Here is a 19,020-nt window from a genome sequence, read left to right as displayed (position 1 = left end):
TGTCAAAAGTGGTCTTTTAAGTCTCTCAGGCTCGAAAATACCTCAACTTCACTCAGGCTTTCAGGGTTATTGCGGCCCAAGTGTCGCGCGCCACTTTGCTTAACCTCTGGAATATCACAGCGTAGAAATGGATTGGTTTCCCTCTCCCGAATGATATTGGATGGCAGCGTAGGTTTGCCTGAAGTTCTGAGTAGCTGGCATTCTTGCAAGCGCTGGGTTACTGCTGGGTTGTCTGGTTCAACAGATTTGGCAAAGTTCAGGTTACCCAAAGTGTACTCGTGAGCGCAGTAGATTTGTGTTGCCGGCGGTAGGGTGCAAAGCCGCTGTAGGGATTGATACATCTGTTCAGGGCTGCCCTCAAACAATCGCCCGCAGCCCGCGGCAAAAAGGGTGTCGCCGCAGAAGAGATGAGTTTGCAGAGCTCCGTTTTTGCCTTGCCCTTCAAGGATCAGAGCGAGATGGTCGAGGGTGTGGCCCGGAATGCTCCAAACCCGCAGGGAAGTGCCAAGTATCTGAAGGCTGTCTCCCTCAGTAATCGTATTTGTCACACCTTTTACTGCTTTGGGTCCGTAAACAGGGCAGTGATAGTGCTTTCTCAGTTCAGCTATTCCTCCAGTGTGATCGAAATGGTGATGGGTGATCAAAATGCCATCCAGAGAGTCGCCTTTAAGTGCCTGGATAACTGGAGCAGCTTCCCCTGGATCGACAACCCAGTGCTCGTCGCCTTTGTTGAGGTGCCAGATATAGTTGTCTCTAAGTGCGGGAATAGGTGTTATTGAGAGCATATTGATCCTGCCTGCCATCTGGGGCTGGAAACGATACCATGTAATCAGAGTGGTAGTGTGCTGAAAGCACATTTAGTGGCCTGATTTACCTTTTAAATCCATAGCAAATAACGCTACCTTATCTTGTTAAACTGCTGTTGGGTTTCGGGGTGAACCTCTGTATCGGGTGGTTTTGAGGCCAGGATATTGCTGGCTTTTAATTAGGAGATTGAATGACTGATAAGTTCAGGTCGCGGAACGACTCGGAGCTGCCGTCACTGGTAAAAGCCTGCCCGGCTCTGTCACACTGGTTTTCCAGTAGTTTGGGTCAGGAAATACTGTCCCAGCAGCTGGCGCTATCGCAACCCTTGATTGAGGGCTTCTTTGGTTACCATCTGATGCAGGTCGGAGTAACAGACGCTGTGGATTTTGCGGACTCCAGTCGTATTAATCATCGATTCCGCCTCGCTGCCTGTCCGGAGCAGAAGGGAGCTGCGCTGGTAGAGTTGGAGCATCTGCCTCTACCATCTGAATCTATAGATGTCGTTCTATTGCACCATCTGCTGGACTTCTCAGCGCACCCCCACCAGATACTCAGAGAAGCTGCGCGAGTGTTGATACCAGGTGGTCATATGTTGTTGATAGGGTTTAATCCTTTCTCTCTTCTCGGTTTGTCACGGATGCTTTTTTCTCGCGGTGCATACCAAAAGGGCAACCAAATGCGCGCTGCCCGTGTGGCAGACTGGATGAATCTCCTGGATTTACAGGCAGATAAAGTGCACCGGGGGTTCTTTCGGTTGCCATTACAGCAGCGGGAGTTGCTAGCTAAAACGGCTTGGATGGAGCGCCTGGGATCCCGCTGGCGCTTGCCTTGGGGGGCTTTTACATCATAGTCGCGCGCAAAGAGGTGGCGCGAGTACGCACCATAAAAATTAACTGGCGTACCCAGCGAAAACCCGCCTTGGTGGCCACACCTACGAGCCCCCGTGTTGCGGCGCGGGGTAAGCATCAGAAGCGCTGATCCTGCGGAGCGGTTTCGCACATCGGCTACTTTCCTAATTTGGCGTCAATTTTGAAACAAATAACTATTTATACCGATGGTGCCTGCCGTGGTAATCCAGGCCCTGGTGGCTGGGGAGCCTTGCTGGTTTATGGCGATTTGGAAAAAGAGCTATGTGGTGGCGAGTCTCACACCACCAACAATCGTATGGAGCTAATGGCGGCAATTCAGGCCCTGGAAGCGCTTAAACAGCCATGCCTGGTTGACTTGCATACGGACTCTCAGTACTTGCGCCAGGGTATTACCGGCTGGATCAATAATTGGAAGAAAAACGGATGGAAAACCGCCAACAAAAAGCCAGTTAAAAATGCTGATCTTTGGCGTCAGCTGGATGAGAGTGTTGCTCGTCACCAAGTGCAGTGGCATTGGGTAAAAGGGCATGCTGGCCACCCGGGCAATGAACGGGCGGATCAGTTAGCTAACCGTGGTATTGATGAGCTGGAGTCCTGAGGGAGAGTAGAAAATGCGTCAAGTTGTCCTCGATACGGAAACTACCGGCCTGGATCCCAAAAGTGGTCACCGGATCATTGAAATTGGCTGCGTGGAACTGATTAACCGCAAGCTGACCGGGCGCCATTACCATCAGTACATTAATCCGCAGCGGCAAGTGGAAGATGGCGCTATAGAAGTTCATGGTATTACCAATGAATTCCTTGCCGATAAACCGGTCTTTGCGCAAATCGCGGATGAGTTTATGCACTTTTGTGAGGGGGCTGAGTTGGTTATTCACAACGCTCCCTTTGATGTTGGCTTTATTAATGCTGAGTTGAGGCTGCTCGGCAATCCCCGCTGGAAAAATGTGGCAGCCCACAGCACTGTCCTGGATACTCTGGCTTTGGCGCGGGAAAAGCACCCTGGCCAGAAGAACAACCTGGACGCTCTGTGCAAGCGCTATTTTGTCGATAACTCCCAGCGAGACCTGCATGGCGCTTTGCTGGATGCGGAGATTCTCGCTGACGTCTACTTGATGATGACCGGCGGCCAGACTGACTTAATACTGGCTCAGGGTGGCGATGGGCACAATCAAGAGGATGGGGATAAAGGGCAGAATGAAGACACTTCATCGGTAATCCGTAGGCTCTCAGCTGATCGTGAGCCCCTGCTTGTAGTTCAGGCAGATAGAGGGGAATTAGAAGCTCACCAATCCATGTTGGCATTACTGGAGAAATCCTCAGGCAAGCATTTTTGGTAATAAAAAAGCCCGCATAGCGGGCTTTTTTATTGTGCGATAGAAGTGAAGTAGCTGTTAGGATTTAGTGTTTTTGAATCTCATTAAATTGCGTAAACAACGCAAACCAGCGCAACAGCAGTGAGCACGATAGTGTATGGCAAAGCCATGATTACCATACGCCCGTAGGATAAACGGATTAACGGAGCCAGGGCTGAGGTGAGCAGGAATAAGAAGGCTGCCTGTCCATTCGGTGTGGCAACACTCGGAAGGTTGGTTCCTGTATTAATTGCAATGGCCAACTTGTCAAAGTGTTCACGGGTGATGTCGCCCGCAGTTAGGGCAGTCTTAACTTCATTAATATACACCGTGGCTACGAAAACATTATCACTGATCATGGACAGTATGCCGTTGGCCAAAAACAGTAAACCCGGTTGTTGTTCAGGCTTTTGTGATAGTACGAAGTGGGTAACCGGTTCAAACAGATGCTGTTGGTGAATCACCGCAACAATGGCAAAAAATACCACCAATAGAGCCGTAAAAGGCAGGGCTTCTTCAAAGGCGTGTCCAATTCGGGCCTCCTGAACAATACCATTGAAGGACGTCAAAAGCACAATGATCATCAAGCCGATAATACCCACTTCGGCAACATGGAAGGCCAATGCGAATACAAGCAGCAGAGCAACAATGCCCTGTACCCAGAGTTCAGCCACCTGTGCAGAGGTACGCTTCTTTTCTTCTTCTCTCGAATAGTTCAACAATACTTCACGCACTGCTATAGGAAGCTGGGCACCGTAGCCTAAGATTTTAGTTTTTTCCAAGAATACACAGGTGATAAGCCCAGCAAATAGGGTGGGGATAGTGACCGGCGCCATTTGCAGGAAGAATTGAAGAAACTCCCAGCCGGCTTTTTCGGCAATCAGTAGGTTTTGTGGCTCACCCACTAAAGTACAGACGCCTCCCAATGCAGTACCTACGGCACCATGCATGATAAGGCTGCGCAGGTAGGCCCGGAATTGGTCCAGGTCCTCCCGGTGGTACTCCACTACGTGTTCGTCATTTGAGTGATCATGGTCATGGTGGTGGTGGGGTTGCTGGGAGGCGACCCGGTGATAAACAGAGTAAAAGCCTACAGCTACCGCGATTAGTACAGCAGTAACTGTAAGTGCGTCTAGGAATGCTGAAAGTACTGCAGCTACTGCACAAAACAGTAGCGAGAGCATACTCTTTGAGTTCACGTGAATTAGGATCTTGGTAAACACAAAGAGTAAGAGACTCTTCATAAAGTAGATCCCGGCGACCATAAACATCAGCAGCAGGATAACTTCAATATTCTCGACTACTTCATGATAGACCGCATCTGTGCTGGTCATTCCCATAAGGACGGCCTCAATAGCGAGCAATCCTCCGGGTTGAAGTGGGTAGCACTTTAGTGCCATTGCCAGGGTAAAAATGAATTCAGCAATCAGTACCCACCCGGTAATAAAAGGGCCGCTGACATAAAGTATTACTGGGTTTAATAGAAGAAAGGCAGCTATTGTCAGTTTGTACCAATCCGGGGCTTCGCCGAGAAAATTATCCGCAAAAGCCCGGCCAAAACCGCTACCGGAAGCCGTCAGTGCATTGTTGTAAGTGTTCATCATTTACTTCCCTGGGTAACCCAGTGTTTGGGTCAAATTGAAGTGTCGGGTTGTCCCTGCCCTTTGCGGCATTTTGGGAAAGCCCTTAGCCGCGATCTCTCTTTCCCTTGTGTTCAGCTGGTGAAGCTGATTGTTTTTTGGGCGTAAGCGCAAAAAAAGTGCACATCTGCACACTTGAAAGTAGCAAACGCTACTGGGTTTTCCGGAAAATTCAAGTAATTTAGGGGTTCAGAGGAGGTAGCAGAGGATTTGTCGAATATTCGGTGGAATTTATTGGCGGAAAGGTGGACTCTTTTCTCTATTGGTATAAATTGCCCTTTACTAGGCCAGAACCTTTTGTTTTGGTTATTTTTTGTTCGGTTACAGGAAGAGTGCAGCGGTGCAGTCAAAGAGTGAATTGCGCAAGATCAACATCACTTCTGTCAATGTGGTCAAGGATGAGCTGGTAGTAGCAGTAGATAACGCTACCTCTCACTTGGACAAATTTGCAGCAGATACCACCCAGAAGCAGTCACTGGAGCAATGCTTGGCAGCTCTTAGGCAAGTGAGTGGCGTATTGCAGATGGTGCAGCTCCATGCTGGAGAATTGCTTGCCCAGGAGAAAATAACTGCGCTCACCGAAGTGTTGGAAGGGCGACAGCAAGCCACAGAGGAGCTAATGGAAGCTCTGGGTAGTGGGCTTTATGTATTGGGCCGGTACCTCGATTTTGTGCAGAGTCGGGCCATAGCCAGGCCAGAATTACTGATCCCCTTTATTAATAACCTTAGGGCTGCGCGGTCCCAGCCGCCGGTACCTGAAAGCCATTTTTTTCGTTGTAACCTGGATGCCTCAATACCTGGCATGGGCGCCTCGGCAGTAATGTCCGAAGACTTGCGTAGTTTTGTCCGTAGGTTCCGGCATATGTATCAAGTAGGTCTCTTGGCATTATTGCGTGGCAAACCCCGCGGCCCGGCTTTCACCATGATGGCCCGAGCATTGGAGCGGATTGCGAGTATCACTTCTGGGCGTCCAAATGGGCGCCTGTGGGTCGTGGCTGGTGCCGCCCTGACAGGTATGGCTGCCTGTGAAATGCGTATTAGCCGTTCCAGGGTAATGGTATTCAGTATGTTTGATCGTTGGTTGCGTGCCCTGCAAAAGGAGTGTGACGCTGCTCTAGACCAGCCTGCACCCCCGATATTGCTGAAAGAATGCATCTATTGGCTTGCTCTGTCGAAGCCTGCTGAGGCTGGGAGTAAGCTTCTCGATATCTTTTCGGCAGAATCCCTTGAATATACTGAGGAAGAACTGGAAAGGGAGCGCGCGAGCCTGGGTGGGCCTGGTGCCACTGCAATTTCTGCTGTAGCTGGTGCACTGGATGAAGAGTTATCCAGTGTGCGCCGGATGCTGGATGATATTGAGCTGATCGGTATCTCCGATATCGATGAGAATGATGGACTAGCCAGCACCCTGAGACGCGTTGCTGGTACCTTGCAAATGTTGAACTTCAAGCGAGTGGGCGAGAGTCTGCGCAATGCCGTAGCTGAATACCAAAGTGCTGCAGGTGCAGGAGGTTCTGTCGCAGATTCAGCTTTACAGAAGCTCACCGGTCAAGTGTTGATGGTGGATAGTACTGTGCGGGCATTAAAGCAGAGTACCAATATTGATCTCGATGAGTACGGCCATGCGGATATTGCTTTTGAGCATAGCCAGCTGGCAGAGGCAGAGGTAGCAGTGCTTAAGGAGGCGGAAGCTGGCCTTGCGTTGATAAAGCGCGCTCTAGCTGCATATGCAGATTCCGGCTATGACCATGGCCATATCCGCAACGTCTCGACCACTCTTAACTCTGTGCGTGGGGGGTTGATCGTCTTAAACCTACAGCGCGCTGCTTTGGTGGTTGAAGGCTTATTTAAATTTGTTGAAACAGTGGTAGATCGCCACGATGCAGGTCCTGATGTTGAGCAGTCACTGGATATTTTCGCCGATGCTATTATCAGCCTTGAGTACTACCTTGGCGAGGTAAAGCTGCACCGTCAGGCCGATGTGCAATCCCTTAACCTCGCTGTGGAGAGCTTGGCTGCACTTGGTTATCCCGTAGAGACGGTTTAACCTGAATTAGGAGGCTCTTTTGGTCGAACGCTTTGAGCCCGCTGCAAATGTGTGGGCTACCCCAGATTTTTCCCAACAAATTATTGTGGCTGAGGGGTTGGTGCTCTGTCGAGGAGACCAGTTTATCCATGAGATGGATATATTTTTGGCCGAGGCTGTAATTTCAAACCACTACCTTGGGGAGTTGGGAGGACAAAGTTGCGGTGTTCGTGTGTTATCCAGCCTGCTGGATATTCGCGGGCATGACTGGCGTAACCTGCGCAGTTTATTAACCTCCACAGACGAGCATTTATTTGCATTGGCCGGCCGCGCTCTACAGATCGCGCATTGGGACCGCGACCATCGCTTTTGTGGGCGCTGTGGGACCGCAACTCACTACCATTCCATCGACAGGGCCAGAACCTGCCCGAACTGCCAATTGACGGTTTATCCGCGAATTTCTCCCTGTGTCATTATGCTGGTCACTCGAGGAGAAGAGTGCCTGCTTGCCCGTCATGCGAATCGTAGAAATATCACCTATACCGCGCTTGCGGGTTTTATAGAGCCGGGTGAAAGCGCTGAGATAGCGCTCAAGCGTGAAGTTCGTGAGGAAGTAGGCTTAGAGGTGGGTAGCTTGCAGTATATCGGTAGCCAGCCCTGGCCATTTCCCGGCCAATTGATGTTGGGATATCTTGCGGCGTGGCAGGGCGGTGAGTTGTGTCCCGATCCGAATGAAATTGAAGAAGCACAATGGTTTCACTATAGATCGCTGCCGGAAATTCCACCTGTGCAGACTCTCTCGGGACAGCTGATTCACACTTTCGTGGAGCAGGTCGCGGCGGGAAAGTAGCCGTGGTTGTTCTAACGGCTCTGCTAAAGAAGTATGGAGAACAATAATTTATGTACATCTTGATCACCTTTCTGATTGCCATATTGGCATTGCTGCTTGTTTTTGGGGGGCGCGAGTACTGTTAAGTGGAAGCTGGGTGATGGGCTTTCTGCGAGGCTCGGCGGGCTTGATCTTTTTCGGTTTGGCCCTATGGATAGTCCTGGTGGCGGCCGATGTCTTCAGTTATCGCAATCTGGCTCAAGAGCACAGCGTCGGTATTGTCTCTTTCCGAAAGGTGGCCGAGCAGCAGTTCGAAGTTAAATTCGCTGATGCCGATGGAATTTCTCAGAAATTTGAGCTGTATGGCGATCAGTGGCAGTTGGATGCGCGAATGCTGAAATGGCAGGGCCATTTGGCCCGTTGGGGCATTGAACCGGCATACAGACTGGACCGGCTGAGCGGGCGTTACCTAACCTTGAGGGATGAACGAGCCCGGGAGCGATCGGTCCACCAGATCGACGGCACCAATTACGGAGTGGATGTTTGGCGGTTTGTTAAAGGTTTTGATAAAAGCCTGCCTTTCGTTGATGCCGTTTATGGTAGCGCAACCTTTCTTCCTATGGAGGATGGAGCTGTTTACGATGTTCGAATCAGTCACAGTGGGTTATTGGCAAGGCCGCTGAACAAGCAGGCAACTTCCGCCCTGGATGGCTGGAAATGATATGAGTAATAAATTTTAATGTTGAAAGGTAGCAATCTGGAGTTTAAGTGGAATTTTTAATTGAGTACGGCCTATTCCTGGCAAAAATTGTCACAGTGATTGTGGCCCTAATGATATTGATAGGCTTTATTTTTGCCAATCGCGAACAGCTAAAGGAGCGTGTTCAGGGGCATATTAGTGTTACACGTTTGAATGACCGCTATGAGCAGTTCAAAGACACCCTGCTGGAAGCGGTCATGGAAAAGCACGAGTTTGCCCATCGCAAGAAGCAACTTGCGAAGGAAAAAAAGCTGAAGAAAAGGCTTTAGTGAAGAGACATAAGGCTGAAGCAAAGAAGAAAGCAGCAAAAGAAATTGATAGCCAGAAGCAAGAAATAGGCACTTCAGAAGCTCAGGCAGAAAAATCTGAAAAAAGCATTGCAGTGTCCTCTGAGGATCGCAGACGTATTTTCGTAATGCATTTTAATGGCGATATTAAAGCAAGTGCGCTCTCCCACCTACGAGAAGAAATTACTGCGATCCTGCAGGTGGCAAAAACGGGAGATGAGGTGCTTCTTTGCCTGGAAAGTCCAGGCGGTATGGTTGCGAACTATGGCCTTGCGGCTAGTCAGCTGGCGCGTATACGCAGCGCGGGTATACACCTCACTATTGCAGTAGATAAAGTCGCGGCTAGTGGCGGCTATATGATGGCCTGTGTGGCTGATCGAATTCTGGCTGCCCCATTTGCGATGTTGGGGTCTATTGGTGTGCTCGCACAGCTCCCCAATTTTAATCGCTTACTTAAGCGTCATGATGTGGACTATGAGCTGTTTACTGCAGGAGAGTACAAGCGCACAGTAACAATGTTTGGTGAAAATACTGAAGAAGGCCGTGAGAAATTCCAGAGTGACCTGGAAGAGATCCACGTGTTGTTCCAGCATTTTGTCAGTGAATACCGACCCAGCCTGGATATTGCCAAAGTCGCTACCGGTGAAGTCTGGTTTGGGCAAAAGGCTTTGTCCCTTGGGCTTGTTGATGAACTCAAGACTTCCGATGAGTATCTGACTCATAGTGCAGAAGGTGCTGACCTTTATCAGGTGGAGTACAAAGAAAAGAAGAATATTGCCAAGAAAATGGGGCTGGCTGCTGAGGCAGGAGTAGAGTCCGCGATGACTCGTCTATTCTCAAAGTTAGCTGCTTGGCGGCATCACGCGCAATAAATAAGCACCTCAAGCAGGGTTGAAATCTTTGATAGACAGGAAATTTTCACATGAACAATTTCAGGGATGAAAGTTTCCGGGCAATAAGGGTAGAAGAGGTTGCCGTAGGTAAGTTCGACCAGCTTTTGGTTGAAAGGCAGGTCTGTGACCTGCCAGACAATCCCTTGTTGCTTGCAGTTTCCCATTCCTCTCTGAATTTCAAAGACGCGATGTCCGCATTTGGTAACCGTAGTATTACCCGGGAGTATCCCCATACGCCGGGTATCGATGCGGTAGGCAAGGTGTTGGAGGATCATAGTGGCACTTATAAACCCGGTACGGAATTGTTGGTCACTGGCTATGATTTGGGCATGAATACGCCGGGGGGCTTGGCAGAAATGATTGCCATTCCCCCCAAGTGGGCGTTGCCTCTTCCGCAGGGGCTTACTGCCAGGGAGTCAATGACTCTGGGTACGGCTGGCCTGACAGCGGCATTGTGTGTGGAGAAGCTCCTTGAGTCTGGTGCGGTCCCTGAGGATGGGGAGGTTCTGGTGACCGGAGCTACTGGTGGGGTCGGATCAATTGCAGTGGCACTGTTAGCTAAGCTGGGTTTCCGTGTGGCGGCGGTGACAGGTAAATTGGAAGCTGCGGATTTCCTGACTAATTTAGGTGCCTGGAAAGTTCTCGATAGGGATACCTTGGCTCCATTTGCCAGTAAATCTATGGCAAAGCCTCTTTGGGCCTGGGCAATAGATACTGTAGGCGGTGAAACACTTTTCAATGTGATTAAGTCATTGGCCTATGGTGGCGGTGTTGCTGCTTGTGGAATGGCCTCCGGGGCACAATTCCATGCCAACGTATTCCCCTTTATTTTGCGCGGCATCAGCCTTTTAGGTGTCGATAGTGTTGAGCTACCAATTGAAAAAAGAGCGCGGTTTGGCAGCGGCTTTCGAGGGATTGGTATATCGGTAATCAGCTCCGCGGGATCGCTGAAGATATTTCTTTGGAGCAGGCGCCGGAGTTTCTTGCTCGTATTCATAGGGGGCATGGAATTGGCCGTTACGTGGTAAATATGTCCCTGTAAGCAGCTTAACTTTTCGGAATAATAATTACAAAATCCAGATTTTTAACTGAGTTGATTTATAGGCTGCATATAAGCATTGGTATTTGTTTGTCCGCTTTGTTTTCAATAGCATTTTGGTAAATGCTGTTATTGGCGGTCTATTTCTGTTGGAAGAGCACATTGTCTAAAGGTAACAACGAGTCTTCATTTCTCGATGAAAACAGCGCGCTGGTTCTCTCCGGTGGTGGTGCCCGTGCGGCATATCAAGCAGGTGTACTAAAGGCCTTGGCGGAGGTGGTACCAGAGGATAATCCTCGGCCTTTTAAAATTATCTGCGGCACCTCTGCTGGTGCGATGAATGCAATGATGCTGGCTTCCCATCCCGGCACCTTCAAAGAAGCCGTTGATAGCATGTGCTCTGTGTGGATGAGTCTCAGTGTTGAGCGCGTTTATCGTACTAGTTGGTGGAGCCTTATAGGCAATCTATTTTCAATTAGCCGATCATTACTTAACCAGGGGGTGGGGCGACAAAAACCTCTGGCACTACTCGATAATTCACCTCTGAGAAAATTGCTTAAGGAAGTTATCGACTTTAGCAATATTCAGAAAAATATCGATGCTGGGCATTTACATGCCACTTGCATTAACGCACTTTCCTACAGTGAAGGTGAGTCAGTCAGCTTTTATCAAGCTGCCGATGGCGTGAAGAGTTGGCAGCGCTTTAGGCGATTTGGTGTGCCTACCGAGCTAACTGTGGATCATTTACTCGCATCAGCAGCTATTCCAGCAATCTTTCCCGCTGTCAGAATTGAAGATATTTATTTCTGTGATGGTGCCATACGTCAAATGGCCCCGATCAGTCCCGCTTTGCACCTTGGTGCAAAGCGGGTGTTTATTGTAGGTGTATCGGATAACCGCTCCCCCATACACTGGGGTAGCCGGCGCACTGACAGGCAAATGCATTCTCCTTCAATGGCCCAGATAGCTGCCCAGTGGTTCAACGCTGCCTTCATTGACAGCCTTGAGGGGGATTTGGAGCATATGGATAGGGTCAACAGCCTGTTGGAATCTGTAGAAAAAGAGAAATATTCCGATTTGGCGCCTTTGCGCCCGGTAGAGTCTGTGGTGATTGAACCCTCGCAAAGCCTTGCCTGGCTGGGAGGGAAAAAGCTGCAGTTTCTTCCCCTGCGCTGCGCTGGCTATTTCGCTCCACAGGTGCCACCAGTGCCGGAGGCGGTGTATCAGCTGCCAGCTATCTGCTCTTTGAAAGACCTTATATAGAGGAATTGATTGAGCTCGGATATCAGGATGCAATGTGGGAAAAGGATAAGCTAAGTCATTTTTTGCGGCCTGTAACAGAAGTTATCGAAGGTCGTAAGGGCTTGTTTGGAGTTCGAGGGAAAGATTCGGAAGGTACCCCAAATGATAACGCTCGGGAATAGCTCCAATAGCCAGTAGTTAATATCGCAAGGGAACGTTGAGAAGTATTCGGTCGATAAAAGTGGTTTGTTTCGCTATGCGTGAATTTACTGGTTGTAACAAATTCCTATCTGACCGTTTTGTTGGTTAACGGTTGCGCTTATTGGCTTATCTCTCTTGCACCTCTTGAAGTGTTCACTTGTTATGTTGGAAGTCTACATGCTTTTGTTAGTGCGCCTTCTGTGGTTGGCTTCTCAGGGTGGTGTTTTTAACTTTTGATGACGCGGTTGTGGGGGTTAATCTTGCCCGGATATTGTAAGACTAGGGCTTTTGGTGAACATCCCATTAAGTAAGTTAATGAGGAATTGACTGCGCCTATTCAGGTATGCAGAATTGCTGCCTTTGTACATTTGTACCATAAAATTGGGGTCATTGGGGAAGCCAGATGTTTCATTTGAGCAATAGTAATGCAGTTCAGTACGTATTTAGATGGCTTATTTTGTTGGTCTGTATACTGCCTTTATCGCTCAAGGCTTCAAGTTTTGATTCCCAAGGCCAAGCTATTTATTTAAAGGATATCGATGGTGACGGTGACCTGGATTATTATGTCATCAGCAATAGTCGATACTTAATTTTACATGGAGATATTGCCACCCCGATTGCCTTGCCTCCCAGGCCTTCATACGTGGTTTTTGCTGATGGAACTATTGCTCCGTATAGCGTGCCAGAAGATGAGCTGACGGGATTTACAAGGCTTGAGGAAAATATTGACTTCTACTACGGTGATTTTGATGGTGATTCTGTAGTAGATATCCTGTTCAGGAGCCAAAATACTAACGAGCCACCTTTTGTAGTGGTAGGTGTTTCTGGTGATGAGGTTCCGACTTCTGTTGTTTCATATTCGCGCTCTAGTGACCTCTCTGAATTACTAGCTGATTCTAATAATACGTTCTATGTTGATGACATTGATGGGAACGGACAGGATGATCTGGTTCTTAAAGGCAGAAAAGAATATCTCGTAGATACTGCTTTCCTTTCTAACGGAAGTCTTCCATCGATTGAGCAGGATATTGTTTCTTCGGGCGTAAAGACCCCTACAATGGCCGGTAGCTCTGCTGGTCAGTTCAGGGTTAATGAGTCAGGTAGTGCGACTTATTCACTTGCTATAGCAGCAGGGGTGGGTACTGCCGGTGTTGTCCCTCAATTATCTTTAAATTACCAAGGTAATACAGGTAATGGGTTACTGGGCAAGGGGTGGTCTATTGGGGGCTTTCCGGAATTACCCGTTGCCGACAAACATTGGCCACGGACGGAAAAGCTTTACCTATCAGCTGGAGTCCTTCGGACAGGTTTTGTCTGGATGGCCAAAGGCTAATTAATGTTTCCAGTAAATCTTATGGTGCGGACGGCGCACAATACCGTACTGAGATCGAATCTTTTGTAAAAGTCACATCTCACGGCAGTATAGGAACGGGTCCTGCCTACTTTACCGTTGAAAGAAAAGATGGCTCAACCAGTTGGTACGGTAATACAGCCAACTCAAAGTCTTATGCCAATGTGTCAGAAGGTAAGGTTCTCTCATGGATGCAGAACGAATTTCAGGATAGCGTTGGAAATAGAATTGAATTCGAATATGAAGGTGATTCTGATAGTGGGAAGCGAATCCACGAAGTAAGATATGCATATGGAGCAGGAGCTAATGCGGCTTCAGTCCAGTTTACTTATTCGGATAGGCCTGATTACTTACAAGCTTACACTGCCGGGTACCTTTTTAATACAACGAAACGGCTTTCCAAAATTACGTCTGCCGCTGATGGCAATACCCTGCGTGAATATAATATTAATTACCAGCTGGTAGCTGATAATATATCCAAGAATCAGACCTCCCTTATAGATAGTATTCAAGAGTGTGTAGGCAGCAATTGCTTGCCGGCACTCTCATTTGAGTGGTCTCAGTACTCCTTAAATTACGGAACTTCCAGTGGATCTGTTGATTTTACGGCAAACAAGAGCCGCTCTTTAAGAGATTTCCAATTTGGCGACTTCAATGGCGATGGATACCAAGATGTTGTTTGGTTGGAGATGGATACTGATAGTGCGAGTGATCAGGATCATCAAATTAAGTATGCATTATCAAATGGCGCATACTTAGCTCCTGCCACTTATTCAAATGGCCAAAAATATTTATTCTCCGGGGCAAATGCAAACGAGGATATCAGTATTGCGGTTTTAGATTACAATGCTGATGGCCGCTCAGATATTGCTGTATACGATGACCGCTACACCAGTAAAACTTGGCATGTCTACCTTTCTACTTATGTGGATTCCCAGTGGAAGCTTTCATCCGATCCTATTGATACCGGAGTAGGAGAGAGGGATGGTGTCTTTGTCGATGTCAACTCTGATGGTCTGTCCGATTTGGTTGTGGTGGGTGGATCAACTTTACTAGTCTATCCCTTACGGGCTAGCTCGGATCCAATTAGTTCCAAGACTTATTATCGGTTCGGCTCAGCTAAAAGCTATTCCTTAGAGTTGCCTTCCGGTAAATCCATAAGCCGTTTGACCAACTCTCCATTGAAAGCAGCTACTGCGGATTTCAATGGGGATGGTAATGTTGACATTCTGATTGCTTTGGAGAGACCTTATGTTAGCGGTTGTAAGGACCCTGACAATAAAGTGGTGGACTTGGATTTTTGCCTTGATGAAAATGGGGATTTGAGAAGCGGTTTTAAATATATTTATTCGGCAGGACCCTCTGGGCATGCGGCTTTTGTATTTAACGCTGAAACAGATAGCTACGACCTTTTTGCAAGCCTGGGAGGTAATACTGCAAAGTCTCATGTCGCAGCGGACTTTAATGGTGATGGTTTAACTGACCTGCTATTGCAGGAATCTTCTTCGTCAAATCTTTATCTCAGTACTGGGAAACAACTGGTAAAAGTAACCCCTAGCAGGTTTGCTTCAGAGCAAGCCGGAGCTCTGGACTATAACCAGGATGGGATGCTGGATGTTTACTGGCCTGATCATGATGCGGGATTGTTGCGGGTAGAACTTTGGGATCCCCAGACTTCCAGCTTTGGAAAGTCTATCTTTATTCAGACTGTACCCAATAATGACGATTACCTACACATCTTTGCTGATATCAATGGGGATAATCAGCCGGATTATCACAAGATAAGCGATGAAGGCTTTTTAACATCCTATGTATCCAACTATGGGAACTCTGCAAATAGGGATATTCCCAACAAGGTATTAACCAAAATTGACAATGGGCTGGGTAATACCACTGATATCTCCTATACCAGCACCATTAGGAGTTGGTTCTATAGTCGCCTTGAAATGTCGAAAACCCTTGAAGGTAAGGAGTGTACTACTACTCCGTCTGAGAGAGATGAGAACGGCGTAGAGATCCCCGGAAGTACATATTGTTATCTAAAGCAGGCCGCTAACACGGCGGACTTTTATACTGCACTGAATGGTCCATGGGTCCTTCCGGAGGATAGTGTCACCCTAGGAAAAGATGCACCGGTTCTCGATGTGTTGATACCGATATACTTAGTTTCTAAAGTGGAGAGTACTTCTCCAGCTGCCGGCTCCTCTCCCGGTGCTGTTGATTACACGGCGAAAAGTGCTGTTTCGTATGAATACGCACAGATGAAACTGCAGGCTGCTGGGCGAGGGATGCTGGGCTTCCAGAAGATCTCCACAACTGATGAGCAAACGGGTGTAGAGACATCCACTTACTACCGCCAGGACTACCCGTTCACTGGTATGCCCTTGCAAACCGAGGTTCGGTCTGCCTCAAAGGCATTGATACGAAAGGCTGCCAATACCTGGAGCTTGAAGGGTTGGAATGGTTCTGACACCTCTGTGTATCCTTATCAGCCATATCTAGAAAAAGTAGTAGAGGAAACCTATTCTCTTGAAAATAACGGAAGTTCACATGGTGAGCACCTGCAAACCGTTATTACAGAGAATAGTTATGATAATGATGGAAACGTTACCTCAATAAAATTGAGAACTATTGATGAGGCCACTGGTGAGCAGTTTATTAAAAATACACTCAACTGCTTTGGCGGCTCTATGGCTGCCCATCCGAGCTCACTTTGTTCCGGTGGTACTGATTGGGAGTCAGAAAAGGGGCGCTTGAGCTTTGCCAGGGTAATCAACAGCCGCCCGGGCCAGGCAGATCATGTTCGTGAATCTGCCTTTACTTATCATACCGTTGGAAGTTTAAAGGGCCTGCTCCTTACAGAGGTTGCTGAGCCAAATAATGCTGAGTTTACGCAAACCACTACTTATGAATATGATGGCTTCGGTAACATTCAGAAGAAGACTTTGAGCGCAGAGGGTGAACAGAGTCGCTATACACGGACTGTTTATGATATTTCTGGGCGTTTTGCGAATAAGAATTACAATAGTCTTGAGCATTTAACAGAAGAAGTAATCAGTCGAAATGCATATGGAGCGCCCCTGGAAGTTCATGGGCTGAATGGCTTTAAGAGTTACTTTAGCTATGACGTGTTGGGCCGTGAGACTTATCGCTACGATAACTCTGGAGCGGATGCACGAACTCAGTATTCACTCTGTGGTTCAGGTTGTATTACCGGTGCAAAATATAAGGTTGTAAAAAGTAACAGCACTGGATCTACCTCTGTCGAGTATATGGATGCGCTTGGAAGAGCAATTCGTACAGAAACTCAGGGTTTTGATAAAACTATTTATATTGACCAGGAATATGACAGTCTTGGCAGGGTGAAATATGTCAGCGAGCCTTACTTTTCTGGTAATGGCCGGGTTTGGAGTAAGACTGAATATGACCTGTTAGGGCGAGCAGTAAAAGTTACTGCACCTGATAGTTCGCAGTCCTCAGTCATTTATGATGGTCTCACGACTGTTACAGTAAATGATAAGGTTCAAAAGAAAACAGAGAAGAAAAATGTTCTCGGGGAGTTGGTAGAAGTTATTGATGCGCTTGATGGTCGTATCAGCTATGAATACGATAATCAGGGCAATCTTCATAAAGCCCACTCTTGGGGACTAACAAATTCGGCAGGAACACATGTTGAAGAGAATGATGGCCTCACCTATCCAATTTCTGTTGTAATTTACTACGATGATTTGGGCCGCAAAACCAGGATGGATGATCCAGATAAGGGTGAGTGGTCCTATACCTATACCAAGTATGGCGAACTCGAAACCCAGACCGATGCCAATGGTCATAAGGTCGAGTTCACTTATGATACTTTGGGGCGCAAAAAAACTCGTATCGATCGCCGCAATGGCAGCACTATTACCGGTAATGTAACTTGGCATTACGATACCGCCAGCAATGGGGTGGGGCAGCTCGAGTTGGTGGAGGACTCCATTAGCGGCTACCAAGTGCTCCATCAGTACGATGGTATTGGCCGTAACAATACACAACTGGTGGATTTCGATGGTACTGGCCCGCAAGTGGCTTATGTGACTACCACAGAGTTTGATAGTTATGGGCGTGTATCCAAAACGTATGATGCTCTGGATGACTTGTTATCCAGTGGTCAGTCTGGTACTGAAAACCATTACAACAACTATGGGCACCTTGAGAAGATCACCGATCTGGGTTCGGGGGATTTGATCCAGCAGGTGCTGGAACATACTGCCCGTGGTCAGTTAAAACGCCAGCTATTGGGTAATGGTGCAACGAATGCCTACGGATATGATAGCGAGACTGGGCGTTTGCTGATTCAGACCTCAGATGTATTGGGGGTATTCGGTGTTCAGAATATTCGTTACAGCTGGGATACACTTGGGAATTTGAAAAGTCGCCATAACCAGAGCGGCAGTAAAGATCTGAGGGAAAGCTTCTGCTACGACGCCTTAAATCGGCTGGTGAAGAGCCATATCGGCTCGGGTGACTATAACTGCTCAGGACTGGCCTCTTCTCAGCAGGATCTGCGTTACAATGCTATCGGTAATATTGTCTATAAAGCTGGCGTTGGCGATTACACATACGGAAATAATGCGGGCCCACACGCTGTTACCTCTGCTGGAGGTGTCGCCTATCGCTATGATAACAATGGCAATATGATTTCCGATGATTTTGATGGTGGTCGTAAAATTGAGTACACCACCTTTGATAAATCAGAGCGAATCGAGAAGGGAAATCATATAACCGAGTTTCTCTATGGTGTGGAGCGATCCCGCTATTACCGTAAGGATACCAATAGCACAACTGGCGAAGTCACTGAAACCTGGTATATCGGCAACATCGAGCGTATTGAAAAGTCCTCCAACCCTGGTGAAATCCAGTGGAAGCGTTACCTTGCGGGGACAGCGATCTATACCCTGACTACAAACTCTAACTATGCAGTACAGTCGACAGAAAAAGTATTCCAGTACCTGGATCACCTGGGTTCAGTAGACCTGCTCACCGATGAGGGCGCAAATGTAATTCAGCAAATGTCCTTCGATGTGTGGGGGCAGCGCCGCAATTCTTCGGATTGGAGTGCGCTGAGCCAGTCTAGCCTCGCTGGCTTTGATACAGTTAATACGACACGGGGATACACTGGCCATGAGATGCTGGATGCAGTAGGGCTCATTCATATGAACGGGCGGATTTATGATCCGAGGTTAGCCCGATTCCTACAAGCCGATGCCCACATTGACGGAACATCAAACACTCAGGGGTACAACCGTTATAGCTATGTCTATAACAATCCACTGAATGCCACAGACCCCACTGGAAATCTTGGTTTCCTGGCTGCTGCTTTCATTGGAGCTGCAATCGGAGCAGTTGGTAATGCCTCGGATATCCCAATTCTGTCAGCGATTGGCAATTTAGTGGCGTGTGCTTCCTCTGGTTGGGGGTGTGCTGCTGGGTTTGCCTTTGGCTCGACTTTAGGAGCTGGCGGTGACCTAAGTGATGCTATAAGGAATGGTGTCATTGCTGGGGCCTCTGCTTATGCCTTTACCGAAATTGGGACTGCATTTAATGGGACTTCCCTAGAGGGGGATTACTCCATATCGGTACTCACGGCCTTGTCGGAGGTATCACTAATGTCCTTAGAGGTGGTAAATTCGGCCATGGCTTCATCAGTGCCGGCTTAACCAAAGCAGTTGGAATTAATCAGCT

Annotated in this window: 12 protein-coding genes and 1 pseudogene; 11 read left to right on the top strand and 2 right to left on the bottom strand. The window is 48.1% G+C overall.

Translation table 11 applies throughout. The features are described from left to right. Positions 1-2 precede the first annotated feature (2 nt). Positions 3-857, bottom strand: a complete 855-nt coding sequence (gene gloB, locus P3339_RS15120) for a hydroxyacylglutathione hydrolase (protein WP_353056837.1) — start codon at positions 855-857, stop codon at positions 3-5. A 140-nt stretch (positions 858-997) separates the two neighbouring features. Between gloB and P3339_RS15115 the strand changes: the two genes are divergently transcribed. From P3339_RS15115 to dnaQ, 3 genes are all read left to right on the top strand, one after another. Further along, complete coding sequence (locus P3339_RS15115) at positions 998-1,657, top strand: class I SAM-dependent methyltransferase (RefSeq protein WP_282951048.1); 660 nt, start codon at positions 998-1,000, stop codon at positions 1,655-1,657. A 179-nt stretch (positions 1,658-1,836) separates the two neighbouring features. Continuing rightward, on the top strand, positions 1,837-2,274 hold the full coding sequence (gene rnhA, locus P3339_RS15110; RefSeq protein ID WP_020414830.1) for a ribonuclease HI: 438 nt from the start codon (positions 1,837-1,839) through the stop codon (positions 2,272-2,274). A gap of 13 nt (positions 2,275-2,287) precedes the next feature. Further along, the gene (gene dnaQ, locus P3339_RS15105) at positions 2,288-3,016 is read left to right on the top strand and encodes a DNA polymerase III subunit epsilon (RefSeq protein ID WP_282951047.1); all 729 of its coding nucleotides are present in this window, start codon (positions 2,288-2,290) and stop codon (positions 3,014-3,016) included. An 80-nt stretch (positions 3,017-3,096) separates the two neighbouring features. On the opposite strand, the gene nhaB is transcribed toward dnaQ, so the two are convergent. Beyond that, positions 3,097-4,632 carry a sodium/proton antiporter NhaB gene (nhaB, locus tag P3339_RS15100; protein WP_020414832.1) on the bottom strand — a complete coding sequence of 512 codons (1,536 nt, stop codon included), beginning with the start codon at positions 4,630-4,632 and terminating at the stop codon, positions 3,097-3,099. A 379-nt stretch (positions 4,633-5,011) separates the two neighbouring features. Between nhaB and P3339_RS15095 the strand changes: the two genes are divergently transcribed. The 8 genes and pseudogenes from P3339_RS15095 (at position 5,012) to P3339_RS15055 (ending at position 18,995) form a co-directional block, all read left to right on the top strand. Further along, positions 5,012-6,718: a FimL-related protein gene (locus tag P3339_RS15095; RefSeq protein ID WP_282951046.1), complete on the top strand. Its 1,707-nt coding sequence runs from the start codon at positions 5,012-5,014 to the stop codon at positions 6,716-6,718. A 19-nt stretch (positions 6,719-6,737) separates the two neighbouring features. After that, positions 6,738-7,547: an NAD(+) diphosphatase gene (nudC, locus tag P3339_RS15090; protein WP_282951045.1), complete on the top strand. Its 810-nt coding sequence runs from the start codon at positions 6,738-6,740 to the stop codon at positions 7,545-7,547. A 139-nt stretch (positions 7,548-7,686) separates the two neighbouring features. After that, positions 7,687-8,247, top strand: coding sequence for a cation/multidrug efflux pump (locus tag P3339_RS15085; RefSeq protein WP_282951044.1), 561 nt, complete (start codon positions 7,687-7,689; stop codon positions 8,245-8,247). Positions 8,248-8,294: 47 nt separating this feature from the next. Then, positions 8,295-9,445, top strand: a pseudogene (gene sohB / locus P3339_RS15075) (protease SohB). Positions 9,446-9,495: 50 nt separating this feature from the next. After that, on the top strand, positions 9,496-10,494 hold the full coding sequence (locus P3339_RS15070) for a YhdH/YhfP family quinone oxidoreductase (protein WP_282951041.1): 999 nt from the start codon (positions 9,496-9,498) through the stop codon (positions 10,492-10,494). 173 nt (positions 10,495-10,667) lie between these two features. Then, positions 10,668-11,768: a patatin-like phospholipase family protein gene (locus P3339_RS15065; protein WP_353056836.1), complete on the top strand. Its 1,101-nt coding sequence runs from the start codon at positions 10,668-10,670 to the stop codon at positions 11,766-11,768. Between the two features lie 583 nt (positions 11,769-12,351). Further along, a complete protein-coding gene (locus P3339_RS15060; RefSeq protein WP_282951040.1) occupies positions 12,352-13,281 on the top strand; it encodes an FG-GAP repeat domain-containing protein in 930 nt (309 codons plus the stop codon). Beyond that, the gene (locus P3339_RS15055) at positions 13,206-18,995 is read left to right on the top strand and encodes an FG-GAP-like repeat-containing protein (RefSeq protein WP_282951039.1); all 5,790 of its coding nucleotides are present in this window, start codon (positions 13,206-13,208) and stop codon (positions 18,993-18,995) included. The genes P3339_RS15060 and P3339_RS15055 overlap by 76 nt, the downstream gene beginning before the upstream one ends. Positions 18,996-19,020 lie beyond the last annotated feature (25 nt).

The organism is Microbulbifer sp. MLAF003 (assembly GCF_030012965.1).
Lineage (GTDB): Bacteria > Pseudomonadota > Gammaproteobacteria > Pseudomonadales > Cellvibrionaceae > Microbulbifer > Microbulbifer variabilis.
This window is presented reverse-complemented; position numbering and strand designations above follow the sequence as displayed.